This window comes from Promicromonospora sp. Populi (assembly GCF_041081105.1).
Lineage (GTDB): Bacteria > Actinomycetota > Actinomycetes > Actinomycetales > Cellulomonadaceae > Promicromonospora.
Map to the genome: position 1 here is coordinate 2,356,823 of NZ_CP163528.1, position 17,242 is coordinate 2,374,064.

At 71.4% G+C, this 17,242-nt stretch carries 16 protein-coding genes and 2 tRNA genes; 5 read left to right on the forward strand and 13 right to left on the reverse strand.

All coding sequences use genetic code 11. The features are described 5' to 3' along the window. Positions 1-48: 48 nt before the first annotated feature. A complete protein-coding gene (gene aztD / locus AB1046_RS10785; RefSeq protein WP_369375134.1) occupies positions 49-1,332 on the reverse strand; it encodes a zinc metallochaperone AztD in 1,284 nt (427 codons plus the stop codon). 178 nt (positions 1,333-1,510) lie between these two features. Further along, entirely contained in the window at positions 1,511-3,076 is a 1,566-nt protein-coding gene (locus tag AB1046_RS10790) for a LuxR C-terminal-related transcriptional regulator (protein ID WP_369375136.1), read from the reverse strand. 168 nt (positions 3,077-3,244) lie between these two features. Between AB1046_RS10790 and AB1046_RS10795 the strand changes: the two genes are divergently transcribed. Further along, positions 3,245-4,639 (forward strand): FAD-dependent oxidoreductase, encoded by a 1,395-nt coding sequence (locus AB1046_RS10795; RefSeq protein ID WP_369375138.1) that lies wholly within the window; start codon positions 3,245-3,247, stop codon positions 4,637-4,639. Between the two features lie 84 nt (positions 4,640-4,723). Here AB1046_RS10795 and AB1046_RS10800 read toward each other — a convergent pair whose 3' ends face one another. Further along, positions 4,724-5,626, reverse strand: coding sequence for an alpha/beta fold hydrolase (locus tag AB1046_RS10800; protein ID WP_369375140.1), 903 nt, complete (start codon positions 5,624-5,626; stop codon positions 4,724-4,726). A gap of 104 nt (positions 5,627-5,730) precedes the next feature. On the opposite strand from AB1046_RS10800, the gene AB1046_RS10805 reads away from it, so the two are divergent. Next, positions 5,731-6,393, forward strand: coding sequence for a TetR/AcrR family transcriptional regulator (locus tag AB1046_RS10805; RefSeq protein WP_369375142.1), 663 nt, complete (start codon positions 5,731-5,733; stop codon positions 6,391-6,393). On the opposite strand, the gene AB1046_RS10810 is transcribed toward AB1046_RS10805, so the two are convergent. After that, positions 6,390-7,019 (reverse strand): DUF6518 family protein, encoded by a 630-nt coding sequence (locus AB1046_RS10810; RefSeq protein ID WP_369375144.1) that lies wholly within the window; start codon positions 7,017-7,019, stop codon positions 6,390-6,392. The genes AB1046_RS10805 and AB1046_RS10810 overlap by 4 nt on opposite strands. A 170-nt stretch (positions 7,020-7,189) precedes the next feature. On the opposite strand from AB1046_RS10810, the gene AB1046_RS10815 reads away from it, so the two are divergent. Continuing rightward, complete coding sequence (locus AB1046_RS10815) at positions 7,190-8,077, forward strand: helix-turn-helix transcriptional regulator (RefSeq protein ID WP_369375146.1); 888 nt, start codon at positions 7,190-7,192, stop codon at positions 8,075-8,077. Here the strand turns inward: AB1046_RS10815 and AB1046_RS10820 are convergent. Next, positions 8,055-8,684 (reverse strand): GyrI-like domain-containing protein, encoded by a 630-nt coding sequence (locus AB1046_RS10820; protein ID WP_369375148.1) that lies wholly within the window; start codon positions 8,682-8,684, stop codon positions 8,055-8,057. The genes AB1046_RS10815 and AB1046_RS10820 overlap by 23 nt on opposite strands. Positions 8,685-8,847: 163 nt before the next feature. Between AB1046_RS10820 and AB1046_RS10825 the strand changes: the two genes are divergently transcribed. Next, positions 8,848-9,996, forward strand: coding sequence for a DUF418 domain-containing protein (locus AB1046_RS10825; protein ID WP_369375150.1), 1,149 nt, complete (start codon positions 8,848-8,850; stop codon positions 9,994-9,996). A gap of 8 nt (positions 9,997-10,004) precedes the next feature. Continuing rightward, complete coding sequence (locus tag AB1046_RS10830) at positions 10,005-11,690, forward strand: gamma-glutamyltransferase (protein WP_369375152.1); 1,686 nt, start codon at positions 10,005-10,007, stop codon at positions 11,688-11,690. Positions 11,691-11,749: 59 nt separating this feature from the next. Here the strand turns inward: AB1046_RS10830 and AB1046_RS10835 are convergent, their stop codons facing one another. The 8 genes from AB1046_RS10835 to nadD all read right to left on the reverse strand — a co-directional run bounded on the left by AB1046_RS10835 (position 11,750) and on the right by nadD (position 17,212). Then, positions 11,750-12,850: a sorbosone dehydrogenase family protein gene (locus AB1046_RS10835; protein WP_369375154.1), complete on the reverse strand. Its 1,101-nt coding sequence runs from the start codon at positions 12,848-12,850 to the stop codon at positions 11,750-11,752. A 300-nt stretch (positions 12,851-13,150) separates the two neighbouring features. Continuing rightward, positions 13,151-13,226 (reverse strand) — tRNA-Ala (locus AB1046_RS10840). Between the two features lie 109 nt (positions 13,227-13,335). Further along, positions 13,336-13,962, reverse strand: coding sequence for a superoxide dismutase (locus AB1046_RS10845; RefSeq protein WP_369375156.1), 627 nt, complete (start codon positions 13,960-13,962; stop codon positions 13,336-13,338). A gap of 174 nt (positions 13,963-14,136) precedes the next feature. Continuing rightward, a tRNA-Ala gene (locus AB1046_RS10850) sits at positions 14,137-14,209 on the reverse strand. Positions 14,210-14,300: 91 nt separating this feature from the next. Further along, positions 14,301-14,966, reverse strand: coding sequence for a histidine phosphatase family protein (locus tag AB1046_RS10855; protein WP_369375158.1), 666 nt, complete (start codon positions 14,964-14,966; stop codon positions 14,301-14,303). After that, a complete protein-coding gene (rsfS, locus tag AB1046_RS10860) occupies positions 14,963-15,400 on the reverse strand; it encodes a ribosome silencing factor (RefSeq protein ID WP_369375160.1) in 438 nt (145 codons plus the stop codon). The genes AB1046_RS10855 and rsfS overlap by 4 nt, the downstream gene beginning before the upstream one ends. Further along, on the reverse strand, positions 15,397-16,605 hold the full coding sequence (locus AB1046_RS10865; protein ID WP_369375162.1) for a hypothetical protein: 1,209 nt from the start codon (positions 16,603-16,605) through the stop codon (positions 15,397-15,399). The genes rsfS and AB1046_RS10865 overlap by 4 nt, the downstream gene beginning before the upstream one ends. Beyond that, complete coding sequence (nadD, locus tag AB1046_RS10870; RefSeq protein ID WP_369375164.1) at positions 16,598-17,212, reverse strand: nicotinate-nucleotide adenylyltransferase; 615 nt, start codon at positions 17,210-17,212, stop codon at positions 16,598-16,600. Before nadD ends, AB1046_RS10865 begins: the two co-directional genes overlap by 8 nt. Between the last annotated feature and the right edge of the window lie 30 nt (positions 17,213-17,242).

A 17,242-nucleotide genomic window follows, 5' to 3' on the forward strand; every position in this document is an offset into this window, starting at 1 on the left:
GGTCGAAGCGGACCTTCTCAGTGCTGGTCCGTTCTCAGTGCCGGTCCGTCAATCGGCCTCGTGGGTGTGCGGCTCGTCGCCCGTCACGCCGTTCAGCTCGTTCGGGGTGACGCCCAGGTCGGCCGACTGCCAGACCTCACCCGTCTCGACGTCGACCGCGTGGATCGAGCCCGTCGCCGGGTCGGTCACGTACACGGAACCGTCCAGGACGAGGATCGCGGGGCGCGGGTCCTGCCACTCGACGGGCTCGGTCCACTCGTCGATCACCGGGATCGACCGCGTCAGCTCCGCCGTCTCCGGGTCGATCACGTGCACCTGGCCGTCGGTGCCGAGCACGAGGGCAGCGCCATCGTCACTGCGCGCGAGCGACCGGAACGTGTACGACGACGGCAGCTCGACCAGCTCCAGCTCCCCGCTCCGGGTGTCGATCAGCGAGACGCGCGTCGGACGCTCCAGCTCGGCGTCCTCGTCCGTCTTGTAGTCGCCGAGCACGATCGGCGAATCCTCGGTGCCGGCCTGGTTGCCGATGCGGCCGTACGCATCGGGCGACTCGACCTTCGTGATCTCGCCGTCCGCGTAGATCACCGCGCCGGTCTCGCAGCCGATCACCACCGCCTCGTCGGCGGCCACGGCCTCGCCGTGGACTCCGGGGCAGTCGTCGGACGCCGCGATCTCTTCGCCGTCGCCGTCGAGCACCCGGATGCCCGTGCGTGCATCCTCCGTGCCCTCCGAGACGACGAGCGTGTCGTCCGTCAGCTCTACGGCCACACCATGATGGGCCGACGGCGTCGTGTACTCCCTGGCTGCCGCGTCGGCGTCGGCCACGTGCTCCGAGTCGAGCACGCGGACCAGGCCGGTGCCGTCGTCGAACAGCGCGGTACGCCCCTCGTGGACGACGACGTGACCGGGCTCGACGGCCTCGTACCCGACGTCGGTGAGGACGGGATCCGCCGTCCAGTAGTGCGCGTGGTCCCCGTGGGCCTCGGCCCAGGTGCCCAGGTCGAGAGCGCGGAACTCGCCGCCCGTCGAGACCATCAGGTGACGCTCGTCGCCGGCGGCGTTGAGCCGGGTGAAGCCGTCCAGCTCGATCTGGCCGACGGTCTCGAGGCTCATCGCGTCCAGGACCAGGACGCCGCCGTCATACGAGACCGCGAGGCGTGGCGTGCGCGACTGGACCTCGGTGGCGTCCGGGGCGTCATGCTCGCCGCCGGTGGAGGCGGACCCCGAGGGCGAGCCGCCCGCCGCGCCGTCGCCCGCCGCGCAGGCACTCAGCAGGAGCAGGGGCAGCACGGCGCCGAGGCCGGCTGCCGTGCGAGTGGTGTGGTTTCTCATCGTTGGTCGGACGGCCCGGCCCGGGCCGCCCGCTCCTCTCTTCTAGAATGACAATCATTCTCATACCGGGCGCGAGTCAACCAGATGTGAGAACGATTCTCAAATAGCCGAGGTGGGTCGCGGGCTCGCGTGGCCAGCGCTGCGGCCATTCACGACGTGGTCATGGCCGATCCCGACGTCAGCGCCGAGCCGCCACCACGAGCGCCGTGAGCTGGTGGCGCGAGGAGATGTCGAGCTTGCGGTAGATCGAGGACAGCTGCGTCTCGACGGTGCGGATGCTCGTGTTGCCGATGCGGGCGATCTGCCGGTTGCTGCCGCCGTCGGCCGCCGCGAGCGCGACCTCCCGCTCCCGCTCGGTCAGGTGCTCCAGCAGCGAGTCCAGCGAGGACTCGTCCAGCACCCGCCCGGCGGCCGCCACCAGCGTGCGGTCGGAAGACTGCGCGGCGACGACACCCGCCCGCTCCAGCACACGCCGCGCCTCGGCGAAGCGGCCGTCGGCCCGGTGCCGGCGGCCGAGCTCGATCAGCGAGAGCACAAGCTGGTCGGGCAGCGCCTCGCCCGCCAGCATCGCTACCGAGTCCTCCAGCAGGGCGAGCGCCCGGCCCGGGTCGTCGGCGGCGGCGAGCAGACCCTCGACGCGGGCCGCCACGCCGTCGAGCAGCGGTCGCCGCCCGCCCGACATCGCGCGCAGCCGCGCGCAGACTTCCGCCGCCTCGTCCAGCTGCCCGAGCGCCACGTACGAGTGCGCGAGCGGGAAGTCCAGCCACAGGCGCCGGCCCGGCTCATGCAGGCCGAGCGAGTCGGCGAGCCTCTCGGCCTTGCGCAGCTGCCAGCCGGCCTCGCGCCACTCCTCGCGCCGGGCCGCCGCCAGCCCGACCAGGGCGGCACGGGTGAACGCGCCGTGCGCCTCCGAGCCGTGGAAGGTCGGCTCGGCGAGCAGCCCGCGCAGTGCGCCCTCGTCACCCTCCTGGACGGCGATCAGGCCGCGAGCGCGGAGCACCGACGGCGTCGGCGGGTCGGGCAGAGCGCCGAGCCGCTCGCCGTCGGCGAGATACGCACGGGCCGCGTGCGGCCGGCCGGCGAACAGCTCGACCATCGCGCGGTGGGTGGCGAACAGGCCGGCGATCATCAGCTGTCCGTCGGTGACCGCACGCTCGTAGAGCAGGCGGAGCGACGTCCGCGAGGTGTCGATGTCCCCGACCTGGTAGCTGAGCAGGCCGCGCTGCGCCTCGGCGCTGTCGACCGGCGCGACCAGCGTCAGGCCGGGTTCCAGGGCCGCCGCGGCCCGGTATGCCTCGTGGTCGAACCCCAGGCCCTGGTCCACCCGCACGTTGATCAGGTTGGTCAGCGCGCGGTGCTGCGCGACGGGTGCAGCGTCGAGCTCCCGCAGCTCGGTGAGGGCCTCCGTCGCCAGCCGCTCGGCTACAACGGGGTCGCCGCCGGCCTCGGCCCGGTAGTTCTTCAGGACGGCGACGATCACCGGGTCGGCAGCACCCCGGGCCTGCGCTACCTCGTCCAGGATCTGCAGCGCCCGCTCCTCACCCTTGACCACCATCGCCGCCATCAGCAGCAGGGGCAGGGCGCGGTCGAACAGCGGGACCGGCATGGTGGTCAGGTCGAGGCGGTCCAGGCGCGCCAGCGCACCCTCCACGTCCCCGCGCACGAACTGCCCCTCGATCGAGGCCAGGTCGAGCTCGCGCCCCGGCTCCAGGTGCGCAGCAGGGGTTTCGACGGCGGTGGTCACAGCAGTCACCTCGCAGGAGTCGGGGCTCGGCGGTGCGGGGAGGACCCACGGTCTCTAGGGAGGCGGCACCCGCCCGTCAGATACCGGCGAAGGGTGTGCGGGCGATACGTGGAGGCATACGTGGGTCCCCCGATGACGACGACGTCGGCGCTTCCTAACCTCGACGGCATGACCTTGACCACCAATCCCAACGGACCGCTGGCGGAAGGCGCGTTCGCCGATCCCGGAACTCCCGAGTACGACGAGGCCGCCGTCAGCTTCAACCTCGCCGCCCCCTTGCGCCCTATCGCCGCCACCACCGCACGCACCGTGGCCGACGCGCAGAACGCGATCCTAGAGGCCGGCGAGATCGGGGCGCGCATCGCCCCGATCTCCACCGGCCACTCGACCAGCATGCTCGGGCCCGTCGCGAGCAAGCTCTACGTGGTCCGCACCGTCCTGGACGAGCCGATCCGCGTCGACCCGGGCCGCGGGACCGTCTGGATCCCGGCCGGCGCCCGGTGGGGTGCAGTGGTCGATGCCGCCGCGGAGCACGGGTTTGCCGTGCCCCACGGCTCCAGCCCCACCGTCGGCGTGATCGGCTTCCTGCTCGGCGGCGGCCTGAGCTTCTACGGCCGCCAGCTGGGCGTCGCGGCGAACAGCGTGGTCTCCGTGACGCTGGCACTTGCGGACGGGGGCATCGTCACCGCGGACGCGAACAACGACCCGGAGCTCTTCCGGGCGGTGCGCGGCGGCGGTGGCGGCTTCGGCATCGTGCTGGGCGTGGAGCTGCGGATGCTCCCGCTGCGCACCGTGCTCACCGGGATGATCGTCTGGGACGCCGCCGAATCCGGTCCGGTCGCCCGCGCCTGGGCCGACTGGGCGGCGACCGCACCGCGTGCGGCGACCACCTCGATGCGGCTGCTGAACCTGCCGCCCGGCCCGATGACGCCCGAGCCGCTCCAGGGTCGGCAGATCCTCGCGATCGATGGCTCGATCATCGTGGACGACGACGCCCCGGAGCGCGCCGGGGAGGTTCTCCGCGACCTCGTAGACCCGCTGTCCGCGCTGGCCACCCCGCTCCTCGACACCTGGCACGTGGGCCCCGTCACCGACGCGGTGCGGACGCACGGCGACCCCGAGGACCCGCTGCCTGGCGCGAGCGACAGCTTCAGCCTGGCCGGCGTCGGCCACGACACGATCGACCGCTGGTATGCGGCTGCCGGGCCCGGGTCCGGCAGCCGGCTGATCGCCGCCGAGCTGCGCCAGCTCGGCGGGGCGTTCGCGGAGGCGCCCGCCGGGGCTGGTGTCTTCGGCAGCATCGAGGCAGACCTGGCCTCGTTCGGCATCGGCCTCGCGATCACACCCGAGGACCACAAGGAAGTGCGCGCGGACCTCGAGCGGCTCCGGGAGTCGCTCCGGCCGTACACGACCGACCGCACCGCGCCGACCCTGATCGAGAACCCGGCGACGCCGCGCCGGACCTTCTCGGCCGACGTCGAGGCGCAGGTCGACGCCGTCCGGGCGCGGGTGGATCCCGAGGGACTGTTCTCGCTCGACGCGCGCCGCTCGTCGGGCCTGTAGCGGGCACACACAGCGGGGCCTCACGCCGACGGCGTGGGGCCCCGCTGGTCTTCAGGTCTCAGGCTTCGAGGGTTCGGGAGAAACTCATCGCTCCCGATGTGCCGCGCTGTCGTGTACAGCACGGTCGTGCAGTGCCAGGAACGCCACGATCCGCTCGATGATCTGCTCCGGGATCTGACCACGCAGGCCGTGCCCGACGCCGGTGAAGATCTCGACCTCGGCGCTCGGGAGGTGCTCCGCGAGCCGCCGCCGCGCCGCGACCGGCTCCGCGATCACGGACTCGGCGCCGAAGATCACCAGCACTGGCGGGGCCAAAGACTCCAGCTCGGCATCCTTGAACGGTCGCGCCCAGCCGCCCGAGGGTCGGTAGCCCTGCGCAGCCTTCAAGCACGCCCACTCGAGGTCGGTCAACGTGACCCCCGGCGTCAGCCAGTCGGTCATCCTGCGCCAGCCCGCGTCGGTCTGGTTCGCCCCGAACCTGAGCATCTTCGCCAGGACCCGCAGCGGGACTTTGGTGAACACCCCGTTGGGCTCGATCAGGGACACGCTCGCCACCCGGTCCGCCGCGTGCACCGCCGCCAGGGTCGCGTGCCAGGCCCCTTGGGACTCCCCCAGCACGTGAACACGGTCGAGGCCGAGCCCGTCCAGCACCTCCGCGAACCAGACGCCGTAGTCGGCGTCGCCGGCCAGCGGGGCGGTCTGCACGCTGCGCCCCGCGGTTCCGATGGTGTCCAGGGCGTAGACGGCACGGTCCCGGGCCAGGCCCAGGACGACGTCGTGCCAGTTCAGGCCGGTGCCGCCGAACCCGTGCAGCAGCACGAGCGGCAACCCGTCGCCGGAACCGGACTGGCGGACGTGCGTCGGTCCGAACGCGGTCGGCACGTCGACTGTCATCGACGGCAGGGGCCAGAGGGGCTCCATCGCCTCGTAGGCGCGCAGGTAGGTCTCGCGTGCCGCGCCGTTCTTGAACCGTCCGACCCTGGCCATGGCTCCTCCGTCTTGTTGGTACGACCATATCACTTATGATGGTTTACACATACCATCAAGGCGGCCGTCGGGCTGCGACGACGAGCACGAGAGGGCGAACCCGCATGCCGAGACTGGCCGACCACGATCAGCGGCGAGCACAGATCACGGACGCCGCACGACGGGTCATCGCCGGCGACGGCCTGGGGGCCGCGACCTTCCAGTCGGTGGCCGCGGAGGCCGGCATCTCGGTGCGGCTGGTCCAGTACTACTTCGGCACCAAGCGCCAGTTCCTGCAGGCCACCCATCAGGCAGTCGTGGCAGGCGCCGGCTCCCGGTTCACGCGCAGCCTCAGCGCGCTCGGCAACGACCCCGCGCCGCGCGAGGTGATCCGCGCGATCCTTGCGGAACTGCTCCCGGCGGATGCCGCGCGACGGCAGGACGCCATCGTTCTGAACGCCTTCCACACGGCGGCGCTCACAACGCCCGACGACGGTCAGGAGGGCGTCGGCACGGCGGACATCGGTGCGAAGGACGTCAGCGCGGAGAACATCGGCGCCGAGGACACGCTGGGCGCGCCACGCTTCCTCGTGACGACGATCGCGGAGCAGCTCCGGCGGACCCGCGCCGGTGCGGCGCCAGCCGCGCGACGAGCGGCCGACTTGGATGCGGAGCTGATCGTGGCGAGCGCCGCCGGGCTGACCCAGCTCCTCCTCGTCGACATTCGCGCCGCGGGGCGCGCCGACCAGCTCCTCGACCGGCTCCTGGACCGGATGGTCGAGGGCTAAAGGCTCGAGTAGACGACGTAGAAGGCGACCGCGACGGCTACCGTGCCGCCAACCGCGAGGGTGGCAGGCAGCGCACCCCGAACTCGGCGGGCAAGCATGCCAATCAAGAGGACCAGGCCGACGACGCCGATCACCGACCAGTAGACCGGGCTGGTCGTCTCCCGGATGACCGTGAGCCCGTAGCCGGCTTCCCCGACGCCGATGCCCGCCAGCAGGGCCGTGCCGAGCGCTGCCCGGACACCGGTGGCCCGCAGCCAGGACACGGCGACGCCGACGAACGGGCCGACCACCAAGCCCACCGTCGCGAAGAGCAGCGGGTTGTAGACGTAGCCCCGGAGGTCGGCCGCCACCATGTACCCGAGCACGAGCAGGACAAAGCTCAGCGCGCCGAGCACCGCGGCGGGCGCGGTGCGCGCCCGGGACCAGTACACAAGCAGGGCGGTGAGCACGGTCCAGCCGCTGGCCGAGTTCGCGAAGGACGCGAGCGCGTCCGGCAGGAATCCCTGCGCGTACGACGTCAGCCCGCCCAGCAGGAAGCTCGCGACCACGACGATCCCGAACCGCACCAGCAGACGGGATGCGTCGGCACGGGTCGGCGACGTCTCGGCATAAGTGGCTGTGGTCATGACAAGAAACCTATCGACCGAAGCCCGGCCGGGCATCGGACCCAGGGCGGACCGGGTCAGACCCAGGGTGGATAAGGGGGCCGACGGCGGGGTCACTGCCGACCCCCGGCTGAGATCCCGGGTAACACCAGTGCCTCCCACGCCGGAACGGTCCGGCTTACCGTGAGGGCATGGGAGAGACCGACCACCGCGCCGAGGTCCGCGAGTTCCTCAGCTCGCGGCGGGCGCGCATCACACCGGAGCAGGCAGGCCTGCCCGCCTACGGCAACAACCGGCGCGTGCAGGGCCTGCGTCGCGAGGAGGTCGCGATGCTGGCCGGCGTCTCGGTCGACTACTACGTGCGGATGGAACGCGGGAACCTCGCCGGTGCCTCGGAGAGCGTGCTGGACGCCCTGGTCGGGGCCCTGCAGCTGGACGAGGCGGAACGCGACCACCTCTTCACGCTGGCCCGCACGGCAGGATCCGGCAGTCGCACCCGGCGCCGTCGGGCACCGAACAGCGTGCGGCCCGCCGTCCAGCAGGTGCTCGACGCGATCAGCGACGCACCCGCGTGGGTGCGCAACGGCCGTCACGACATAGTGGCGATGAACCGCCTGGCCCGCGCCCTGTACGCGCCGGTGCTGGCGAACCCGCGCCTGCCGGCGAACACCGCCCGGTTCGTCTACCTGGACCCCGCGGCCCAGGACTTCTTCGTCGACTGGGAGCGGATCGCCAAGGACTCCGCCTCGTACCTACGGCTGGAGGCCGGGCGTAATCCGCACGACCCGGACCTGGTCGCGCTGGTCGGTGAGCTCTCCACGCAGAGCGAGCTGTTCCGTCAGCGGTGGGCGTCGCACGACGTGCGCCTGCACCGCAGCGGCCAGAAGCGGCTGCGGCACCCGGTGGTCGGTCAGCTCGACCTGAACTTCGAGTCGATGGATCTGCCCTCAGAGCCCGGGCTGGTGCTCAACGTCTACACCGCCGCCGCCGGGACCCCGGCGGCGGACGGCCTCGCGCTGCTCGCCTCCTGGGCGGCCACACAGGAGGCCGCCGAGATCACGGGGCAGCCGAGCCCGTGACCGGCTGCCGCAGGATCGTCCGCCGTTTCTCGGGCGCGACCCTGCGGAGGTCGCTGAGGTAGATCTCGTGGTGCTTGCCGACCCTGCGCAGCCCACCCGCCGGGATGAACTCGTCGTGCATCCGCGCGAGCACCTCCGCCTCGGCGTCGAACGGCCCGACATGCAGCGTCTGCACACAGCGCCCCTCGGACAACGTCTCCAGGCGGACGTCGTCGAGGCGCGGCGGGCTGCTCTTCGCACGGACCTGCTCGACGGCAGAGGCGAACATCTCCTGGTCGATCCAGTCGGGCTGCAGGATCATCAGCGTCCAGTCCCAGCGTGACTTGTCACGCGCCACCGTGAAGGTGTCCATGTCGTCGGCCCACCACAGGCCCTCCAGCGGCATGACCACGTAGTCACGGCCGAGCGCGCGCTTGCTGGCGAACTTGCATGTATAGGCCAACGGGTAGAGCGACTCGACCGCCTCGGCAAAGGCGGTCGAAGTGTTCGGATCACCGTGCCCGTCCACCTTGAGGTATTGCAGGTCCGGGACGTCGACCACCCGAAAGCGGCCCGACTTCGCTTGATAGGCGTCGAGGCTCTTCTTGAGATCTGTCTTCTCTGACATCGGCACTCACATTACGCCCACGGAATGCCTACCTCCTATCTTCACAACGAAAGCAACCCAGCTGGGCCCGGCCGCGTTATATAAACGTGAAGAGAAGCGTTAATCCGGAGGTATGTCGATCGCGCGCACGCGTGAGCCGCCTTGCCTCGCTCGGCGAGCGGCCGTGAGGGTGGCGGCGGTAGCGGCACGTCCCCGGGTAGTGGGCCTCGACGCTGCGCGTGGGCTGGCGCTTCTCGGGATGATCGTCGTGAACGTCGGGCCGATCAGCTCGCAGTCGCTCCTGCAACGCCTCTACGTACTGCCCTACGGTCGGGCATCCGTGCTCTTCGTCGTCGTCGCGGGCATCGGGATGGGGTACCTGCTCAGCCGGCAGTCGGAGCGGGAACGGTGGTTGACGGTCACCTGGCGCGCAGCGCTCCTCTTCGCGGGTGGCGTGGCGCTGCAGGGGCTGACGGACCGGGTCAACGTGATCCTGCCGACCTATGCCGTCCTGTTCCTGCTGGCGCCGCTGCTGTGGCGCCTGCCCGGCCGGACCCTCCTGTGGATCGGCGGCGTGCTCCTGATCGCCGGGCCTGCCCTCCTCGTCGCGCACGACATGATCTGGCCGGCCACCCAGCCGCTCGGCCCGGTCACCTTCGGCACGCCGCCGTTGGAAGCCGCGGAGTCGCTCCTGTTCACCGGCCGGTACCCGCTGACGAGCTGGACGCTGCCGTTCATCGCCGGGCTGTGCGTCGCGCGGCTCGACCTCACCGACACCGTGGTTCTGCGCCGGCTCGCCGTCGGTGGTGCGGCCGTCACCGTCGGGGCCTTCGCCCTCTCCCAGCTCACGTACGCGCTGGTCGGACCGGCCGCAGACAGCGGACCGCTGCGCCTGCTGACCGGCGCCGCACACGGCCAGATGCCGTTGTGGCTGGCCAGCAGCATCGGCGGCGCGGTGGCCATCGTGGCGGCATTCTCGCTGGTTCAGCACCGATTCCACCGGGCATGGCTCCTCGGCTGGCTGGTCGCGTGCGGCCGGCTCTCGCTGACCCTCTACGTGCTCCACTTCGTGGTGCTCGCGCTGATCAAGCCCGAGCTGGGCTTCTCGTTCCGCCAGGGGGTGCTGGTGAGCGCCGCCCTCATGACCGCCGTGGTCGCGATAGCTGCCATCTGGGATCGGATGAGCTGGCCCGGCCCGCTCGAACGGCTGCTGCGCCAGACCTGGCTCCGGCCCTCCAGGGTGCAGGCGCCCACCCCGACCGTTCCTGCAACCACCGCGACCGTGCCCGCACCCACGCCGACGCCGACCGTACGAATCTCCGAAAGGACCTAGTAACAGTGATGAAGAGTGATCAGAGCAGGAGGCCGGGCGTCGTGGCGGCGTTCGCGGCTGCGACAGCCGTGACGGTGCTCAGCGCCTGCACGGCCACGTCGGCGCCGCCGTCGTCCAGCCCAACGGCGACGGCTTCGCCGTCGGCCTCCGCGCCATCCCCCTCGCCCTCGCCGGAGCCGGCGCTGGGCGGATACGGGGTCAGTGCCGGTCACCCGCTGGCCGCCGAGTCCGGCACCCGGATCCTTCAGAGCGGCGGCACCGCGGTGGACGCGGCGATCGCCGCCGCGTTCGCCGACGCGGTCCTGCAGCCGGCCAGCTCGGGGATTGGCGGCGGCGGCGTCGCGATAGTCGCGGCGGACGGGACCGCGACCAACTACGACTACCGCGAGGTGGTCAACCAGGCCGGCCAGATCCCGGACAGCGGCGCGGGGATTCCCGGCTTCGTCGCCGGGATGGAGCGTCTGCACAGCGACGGCGGAACCCTGCCCTGGGCCGAGCTGCTGCAGCCCGCGATCGAGATCGCGCAGAACGGCGCACCGGTCTCGCGCTACCTCGCGTCGCAGATCAGCGGCTATCCGGGCCCGGAGGTCACCTCGTCCCTGCCGCAGTTCCGGCGCGACGACGGCACGGTCCTCCAGCAGGGCGACACACTGGTCCAGGAGGAGCTGGCCGCGACCATGCGCACTCTCGCCGAGGAGGGTCCCGACGCCCTGTACACCGGTAGCCTCTCCTCGGCGCTGACCGAGACGCCGGGGATAGACAGCCAGTCCCTGGCCGACTACGAGGTCGAGGTCTCCGAACCCGCGTCGGGCCCGGTGGGCGAGTTCACGATGCTCTCGGCGGCACCAGCCCTGGCCGGCGCGGCGGTCATCCAGATGATGCAGATCGCGGAGGCCGCAGGGATCGGCGACGTCGACCCGGACTCGCCCGAGTACATCGACATCCTGTCGCGCGCCTGGCAGGTCGCCGATACCTCCGTGCAGCAGTACTTCGGCGACCCTCGCTTCGTGGACGTCCCGGTGGAACAGCTCACCGACCCCGAGCAGAACGCCGAGATCGCCGCCACCCTGCCGGACGCCACCGCGACGAGCACCAACTCGGCCGAGCTCGGTGGCTACGTGGGCGCGGCCAACACCACGCACATCTCGGTCGTCGACGCGGACGGTGTGGCGGTCTCGATGACCAACACCATCATGAACTACTGGGGCAGCGGGCAGTACGTGGCGGGGTTCTTCATCAACAACCAGCTCGGCCGGTTCAGCGACATCGGCCTGGAGGGCGCGAACCAACCGGAGCCCGGGCGCCGCTCCGTGACCTGGAGCTCACCATCCATGCTGCTCGACGACCAGGGACGCCCCGTGCTCGTGCTCGGCACCCCGGGCGGTCGCCAGATCCCCAACACCATCGCGAACGTCGTCGCGCGCTGGGCCCTGCACGGTCAGTCGCTGGAGACCGCGGTCCCCTCCGGCCGCTTCCTCCTGACGGGCGGCGAGCTCCAGCTGGAGCTCCCGCAGCTCGCCGACGAGCTCGGGGCGATGGGCTACACCGTCGACGTGAGCGGGGACGACACGGCGTCCCGGGCCGCCTACGGCTCCGTCCAGGCCCTCGCGATCAACTGGGAGACCGGCGGGGTCACCAGCTTCGCCGACGAACGGCGCGCGGCGGGGTTCGACGTGGGCACGCTGACCGAGTAGCGCCCGGTCCCGGCTGGGTGACGGCCGGTCACGACCTCGTGACCGGCCGTCGCAGCGCCTCAGCCGGCGGCAGTCTCGAGCGGCACGGAGAGCAGTCGCTCGTCGCCCTCGCGGGGCTCGCCGTTGCTGTCGGAGTTGCTGGTCAGCACCAGCAGCGACTCCCCGTCCGGCGCGAGATCGACCTCGCGCAGCCGGCCGAACTCGCCGCGGAAGTAGGTGGTGAAGGTGGCGCCCGCGGGGTCGGACACGTCGATGGCCATGAGCGACTCGCCGCGGAGGTTCGCCATGAACACGGTGTTGTCGACGACGGCGATGCCGGCCGGGCTCGCGTCGGCGACCGACCAGGTGAGCACCGGGTCGATGAAGTCCGGCGCGCCGCCCTCCCCCTCGATCTCGGGCCAGCCGTAGTTGCCGCCGGGCACTATCTCGTTCAGCTCGTCCCAGGCGTCCTCGCCGAACTCACTGGCCCACATCGTGCCGTCCGCCGACCAGGCGAGGCCCTCGATGTTGCGGTGGCCGAGGCTGTAGACGTAGCTGCCGGCGGTCGGGTTGTCGCCCGGCACCTCGCCTTCGGGCGTCAGGCGCAGGATCTTGCCGGCCAGCGACTCGGGGTCCTGGGCGTGTTCCTGGTCCGGGTCACCGGTCGCCGCGTAGAGCATGCCGTCCGGCCCGAAGGCGATGCGCCCGGCGTTGTGTCGCTCACCCCTCGGGATGCCGTCGAGGACGGTCTCGAACGCGCCGAGCGCGTAGCTCCCGGTGGTCCCGGTCAGTGGCGCCCGGACTATGCGCTGGCTGTCGTCGGCCGTGTAGAACGCGTAGAGGTAGGTCGGCTCACCCTCTGCGCCCTCGAGGAGGGCGATGCCCAGCACGCCGGACGTGCCCTGGATGACGGCGTCGCCGATCGTCGCCACCTCGCGGACCTCCCCGTTCTCGGTGAGCTCGCCGATGCTGCCGGTGTCACGGAAGCTGACCAGGCTCGACCCCGAGTCCATGACGACAAGCTCCCACGGGGTGCCGGTGATCCCCTCGGCCAGCACGCTCGGCTCGCCGAGCGGGATCCCGGCGGCAGGATCCGTCTGCGACGACGCGGGGGGTGACGCGGCCGGTGGTGTCTCTCCGGTGGTCCCGGCGGTGCAGCCGGCAAGGCTGCCAACCAGCACGAGCGAGACGTATACATTCCGGCGGCGGTGCATGGGGTGTCCTTTCAGGAAAAGATCAAGAGCCTGGCAGGCTCGTCGATGACAATAGTGTGCGGGTTCACCCAGGGAATCAGGCGCGTCGAACACGCCCAAGAAATGCCGTGTCTGCGCACTCGGCGAAAGAAACCCGAAAGGATGACCGAAAGAGAACCGAAAGAAATGGTCCACGGATTGGCGCACTCACGACCACTCACGACAAAGGGCCATTCCCTCCTCCTTGTGACAGGAGTACGGGAACGGCCCTCGTGAACTTCAGTGTTTTGGTGGAGCTGGGGGGACTCGAACCCCCGACCCCCTGCATGCCATGCAGGTGCGCTACCAGCTGCGCCACAGCCCCAAAGGTGTTCGCCCAGGTGGGCGAGCGTCGCAAGTCTAGACCGATTCGGCCCGTCCGACCAAAGCAGCCGACCGCGCGACGCCGCCGACCAGGGCGGACTCCTCGGCGGTCAGGCCGCCGGGCTGAGACTGCCGGTTGCCGCTCGCGCCCGGTCGAGCCGAGCCGCGACGTCGGACCAGTTGGCGAGGTTCCAGAACGCCTTGACGTAGTCGGCCTTGACGTTCAGGTAGTCCAGGTAGAACGCGTGCTCCCACATGTCGAGCAGCAGCAGCGGGGTGATGCCCAGCGGCACGTTCGCCTGCTGGTCGAACAGCTGGAACACCAGCAGCCGACCGCCGATGCTGTCCCAGCCAAGCACGGCCCACCCGGAGCCCTGGATGCCGGTGGCCGCCGCTGCGAAGTGCGCCTGGAACGCGGCGAAGCTGCCGAACTGGTCGACGATCGCTGCCGCGAGCTCGCCGTCCGGCTCCCCGCCGCCGTCGGGCGAGAGGTTGTGCCAGAACACCGTGTGGTTGGTGTGCCCGCCCAGGTTGAACGCGAGGTTCTTCTCGTGCAGGTTCACGGCGGCGAGGTCGCCGGTCTCGCGGGCCTGGGCCAGCGCGTCGAGCGCGGCGTTCGCGCCCGCCACGTACGCGGCGTGGTGCTTGTCGTGGTGCAGCTCCATGATGCGCCCGCTGATGTGCGGTTCGAGCGCCGCGTAGTCGTAGGGCAGGTCAGGCAGGGTGTAGACGGGCATTTCCTCGTCCTCTCGTCGAATGCTTCCGACGCTAGGACCTCAACCCCGGTTGAGGTCAATCGTCCGGTCGGGCAGGCCTGCGACCCCGCTCAGGCACCCGACAGACACTGGCTCGGCCCTCAGATACAAAAATGACGCGGGACATCTGAACGATGTCCCGCGTCATCACTTCGGTGGAGCTGGGGGGACTCGAACCCCCGACCCCCTGCATGCCATGCAGGTGCGCTACCAGCTGCGCCACAGCCCCGAATTGGTCTCCCCCAGCCATCCAGCCGGGCGAGCGTCGTCAGTCTATGCAGACCGACGCCAGAGACCAAATCAAAAGCGCGTGCGCTCGATCACGGCCGGGACTCGGGCCCGGACTGCCAGGTGTCGAGCGGGTACCCGGCCCCCACGTTGTGCGCCACGAGACGCCACGCGGGCGTCGCACCAGGCCCGGAGGCGTGCAGGTGCGACCAGTGCACGTTGTGCAGGCCGTGCAGCCCGCGCCACGTCACCGCGTCCAGGCCCAGCAGCCGCGTGATCCCCTGCGTGATCGCCGACCCGTGCGACACCACCACGAGGGTCTCCCCCGCGCCCAGGGATTCCGCGTGCCGCAGCACCGCCTCCTCCATGCGCCGCGCGACGGCGTCCTTGGACTCGATCCCGTCCGCCGCCAGGTCCCCGCCGCTGCGCCAGATCGCGTGCTCCTCGGGCCAGCTCTCGGCGATCTCGGCGTCGGTCAGGCCCTCCCAGCTGCCGAACGAACGCTCCCGCAGCCCGGCGTCGGTCACGACCTCAAGGCCGATGTGCCGCGCGTACGCGGCGGCCGTGTCCCGGGCGCGCTGCAGGTCGCTGGAGACCACCAGGGACGCCTTGTGCGACGCCGCGAGCGCGGTGGCGCCCTGCTCCGCCTGCCAGCGGCCTACCTCGTCGAGGGGGATGTCGATCTGGCCCTGCAGCCGCAGGCCCGCGTTGTACGCCGTGCGTGCGTGGCGCAGCAGGACGACCGTCCCCGCCGTCACCGGTGCGCGTCCCCGGCCAGGTGGATAGCGCCGTCGTCGGGTTCGCTGTACTCGGCAGTGTCGCCGCCGCCGCGCGCGTCCTCGGGGAGCGGGATCGCCGGGCAGTCCTTCCACAGGCGCTCGAGCGCGTAGTACGTGCGGTCCTCCTGGTGCTGGACGTGCACGACGATGTCGCCGAAGTCGATCAGCACCCAGCGGGCCTCGGACTTGCCCTCCCGCCGGATCGCCTTGACGCCCTCCTTGAAGAGCCGCTCCTCGACCGCGTCGACGATCGCGGAGACCTGACGCTCGCTGGCGCCGGACGCGATGAGGAACACATCGGTCAGTACCAGCTGCTCGCTCACGTCGAGCGCGATGATCTCCTGCGCCTTGACGTCGCTCGCCGCTCGCGCCGCGGCGATCGCTAGCTCGGTGGCACGTTCTGTCGCCGTCATGCAGACCCACTTCCCAGGAAGCCGGGTAACCCACCCGGCAGGGTGCCCAGCAGAACTGCGGCCTGGTCCGTCCCGTACCCGGGGTCGTCGCCCCTGAGCACCAGGTACCAGATCAGGAGACCCAGGACGAACGCGACCACAACCAGGATGATGTAGTGCAGCCAGGTGTACTGCGGGCCCTCGTCCTCTTCCTCGTCCCACTCGTCCTCCACCTCACGGCGGGACGCCCGGGACGGGGCGATCGGACCGGCGCCGAACTGGCCGGGGCCGCCGGGCTGCTGGCCCGGACCACCGAACTGGCCGGGGCCACCGGGCTGCTGGCCAGGGCCACCGATCTGTCCAGGGCCGGCCGCGCCGGGCCGACCGGGAAACGGGGAAGCGGGCCCAGCGGGCGCACCGCCCGGGGGCAGGGACTGCGGAGCTGACTGGGCGCCTGCCTCCCACGGGAGGGCCGGCGCGCTGCCCGACATCGAACCGCTGGGCGGGCTACCGGCCGGACGGCCCGTGCCCGGGCGCTGCTGGCCCAGGGCGCCCGGCGCTCCGGGCGCGCCTGCGCGGGTACCGAACGGCGACGGCGGGCTCGACGGCGGCTGGGCCGGAGCGGGGGCGCCCCACTGCGAGGTCTGGCCGGGGTTACCCGGAGCACCGGGGCCACCGGGGCCACCGGGCGCACCGGTCACCGGAGGAGCGCTCTGGCTGGCGAACCGCCCGGAGCGGCCCTGCTGGGGGGCCGGCTGCACGGGCGCACTGGTCGGACGAGCGCCGAACGGGCTGGGCGGTGCCTGCTGACCAGGGCCCTGCTGACCGGGCGCGCTGCGCTGACCGGGAGCACCACGGCCCCCGGGGGCCGACGGCGGGGCACCGTGGTTGCCCGGACCGGACGGGGCGCCGGGCCTGCCCTGACCGGGCGCGCCGGACCCGTACGGCTGCGGGTTGCCGCCTGGTTGCTGCACGGGCGTCAGGCGACCGGTCGCGTCCACACCACGCGAGCCGCCCGTCGCCTGCGGTGGCCGGGCGACCGGCGGGTTCTGCGGCCAGCCCCCCTCAGGCGCGGGCGCGGGCGCGCCACGGTGCGGAGGCTGCTGCGGCGCGCCACCCTGCGGCGGGTAGGCGCTACCACCACCACCGGCAGCAGCAGCCGCGGCGGCAGCCTCACGCTCGCGAATCTCGCGGCGCGTCATGGGACGACCCTTGTTGTCACTCATCGTGAAGACCTCGATACAGTCCGTGCTTGGCGATGTACTGGACTACGCCGTCAGGCACCAGATACCAGACCGGCAGACCCTCCTCGGCCCGACGACGACAGTCGGTCGAGGAGATGGCAAGCGCAGGAACCTCGAGTGTCGTCACACCGTCCCGAGGAAGCCCGTCCACGGTGAGCATGTGCCCCGGCCGTGTGACAGCGACGAAGTGTGCCATGTCCCAGAGCTTCTCGGCATCCTTCCACCGAAGAATCTGCTGGATGGCATCCGCTCCCGAGATGAAGAAGAGGTCCGCATCCGGGCGCTGCTTACGCAGGTCCCGGAGCGTGTCGACCGTGTAGGTGAGGCCCTCGCGGTCGATGTCGACGCGGCTCACCGTGAAGCGCGGGTTCGACGCCGTGGCGATCACCGTCATCAGATAGCGGTGCTCAGCCTGAGTGACCCGCTGCTTCTGCTTGAATCCCGGCCGGCCCGTGGGAACGAAGACGACCTGGTCCAGCCCCAGGTGGGCCACTGCCTCGCTCGCGGCCACGAGGTGGCCGTGGTGGATGGGATCGAACGTACCGCCCATCACTCCGATGCGCGGCCTGGTCCCAGTGGGGGCACTCATACGGTGGGTGCGCTCATCTGGTCGTCAGGC

What these genes read in the sequence shown, in the direction of transcription:
- AB1046_RS10815 (WP_369375146.1), top strand. Translation starts at nt 7,190, where the DNA reads ATGGGAGAGACCGACCACCGCGCCGAGGTCCGCGAGTTCCTCAGCTCG.
- AB1046_RS10865 (WP_369375162.1), bottom strand. Translation starts at nt 16,605, where the DNA reads ATGAGTGACAACAAGGGTCGTCCCATGACGCGCCGCGAGATTCGCGAG.
- AB1046_RS10795 (WP_369375138.1), top strand. Translation starts at nt 3,245, where the DNA reads ATGACCTTGACCACCAATCCCAACGGACCGCTGGCGGAAGGCGCGTTC.
- aztD (WP_369375134.1), bottom strand. Translation starts at nt 1,332, where the DNA reads ATGAGAAACCACACCACTCGCACGGCAGCCGGCCTCGGCGCCGTGCTG.
- rsfS (WP_369375160.1), bottom strand. Translation starts at nt 15,400, where the DNA reads ATGACGGCGACAGAACGTGCCACCGAGCTAGCGATCGCCGCGGCGCGA.
- AB1046_RS10845 (WP_369375156.1), bottom strand. Translation starts at nt 13,962, where the DNA reads ATGCCCGTCTACACCCTGCCTGACCTGCCCTACGACTACGCGGCGCTC.
- nadD (WP_369375164.1), bottom strand. Translation starts at nt 17,212, where the DNA reads ATGAGTGCCCCCACTGGGACCAGGCCGCGCATCGGAGTGATGGGCGGT.
- AB1046_RS10820 (WP_369375148.1), bottom strand. Translation starts at nt 8,684, where the DNA reads ATGTCAGAGAAGACAGATCTCAAGAAGAGCCTCGACGCCTATCAAGCG.
- AB1046_RS10805 (WP_369375142.1), top strand. Translation starts at nt 5,731, where the DNA reads ATGCCGAGACTGGCCGACCACGATCAGCGGCGAGCACAGATCACGGAC.
- AB1046_RS10810 (WP_369375144.1), bottom strand. Translation starts at nt 7,019, where the DNA reads ATGACCACAGCCACTTATGCCGAGACGTCGCCGACCCGTGCCGACGCA.
- AB1046_RS10830 (WP_369375152.1), top strand. Translation starts at nt 10,005, where the DNA reads ATGAAGAGTGATCAGAGCAGGAGGCCGGGCGTCGTGGCGGCGTTCGCG.
- AB1046_RS10800 (WP_369375140.1), bottom strand. Translation starts at nt 5,626, where the DNA reads ATGGCCAGGGTCGGACGGTTCAAGAACGGCGCGGCACGCGAGACCTAC.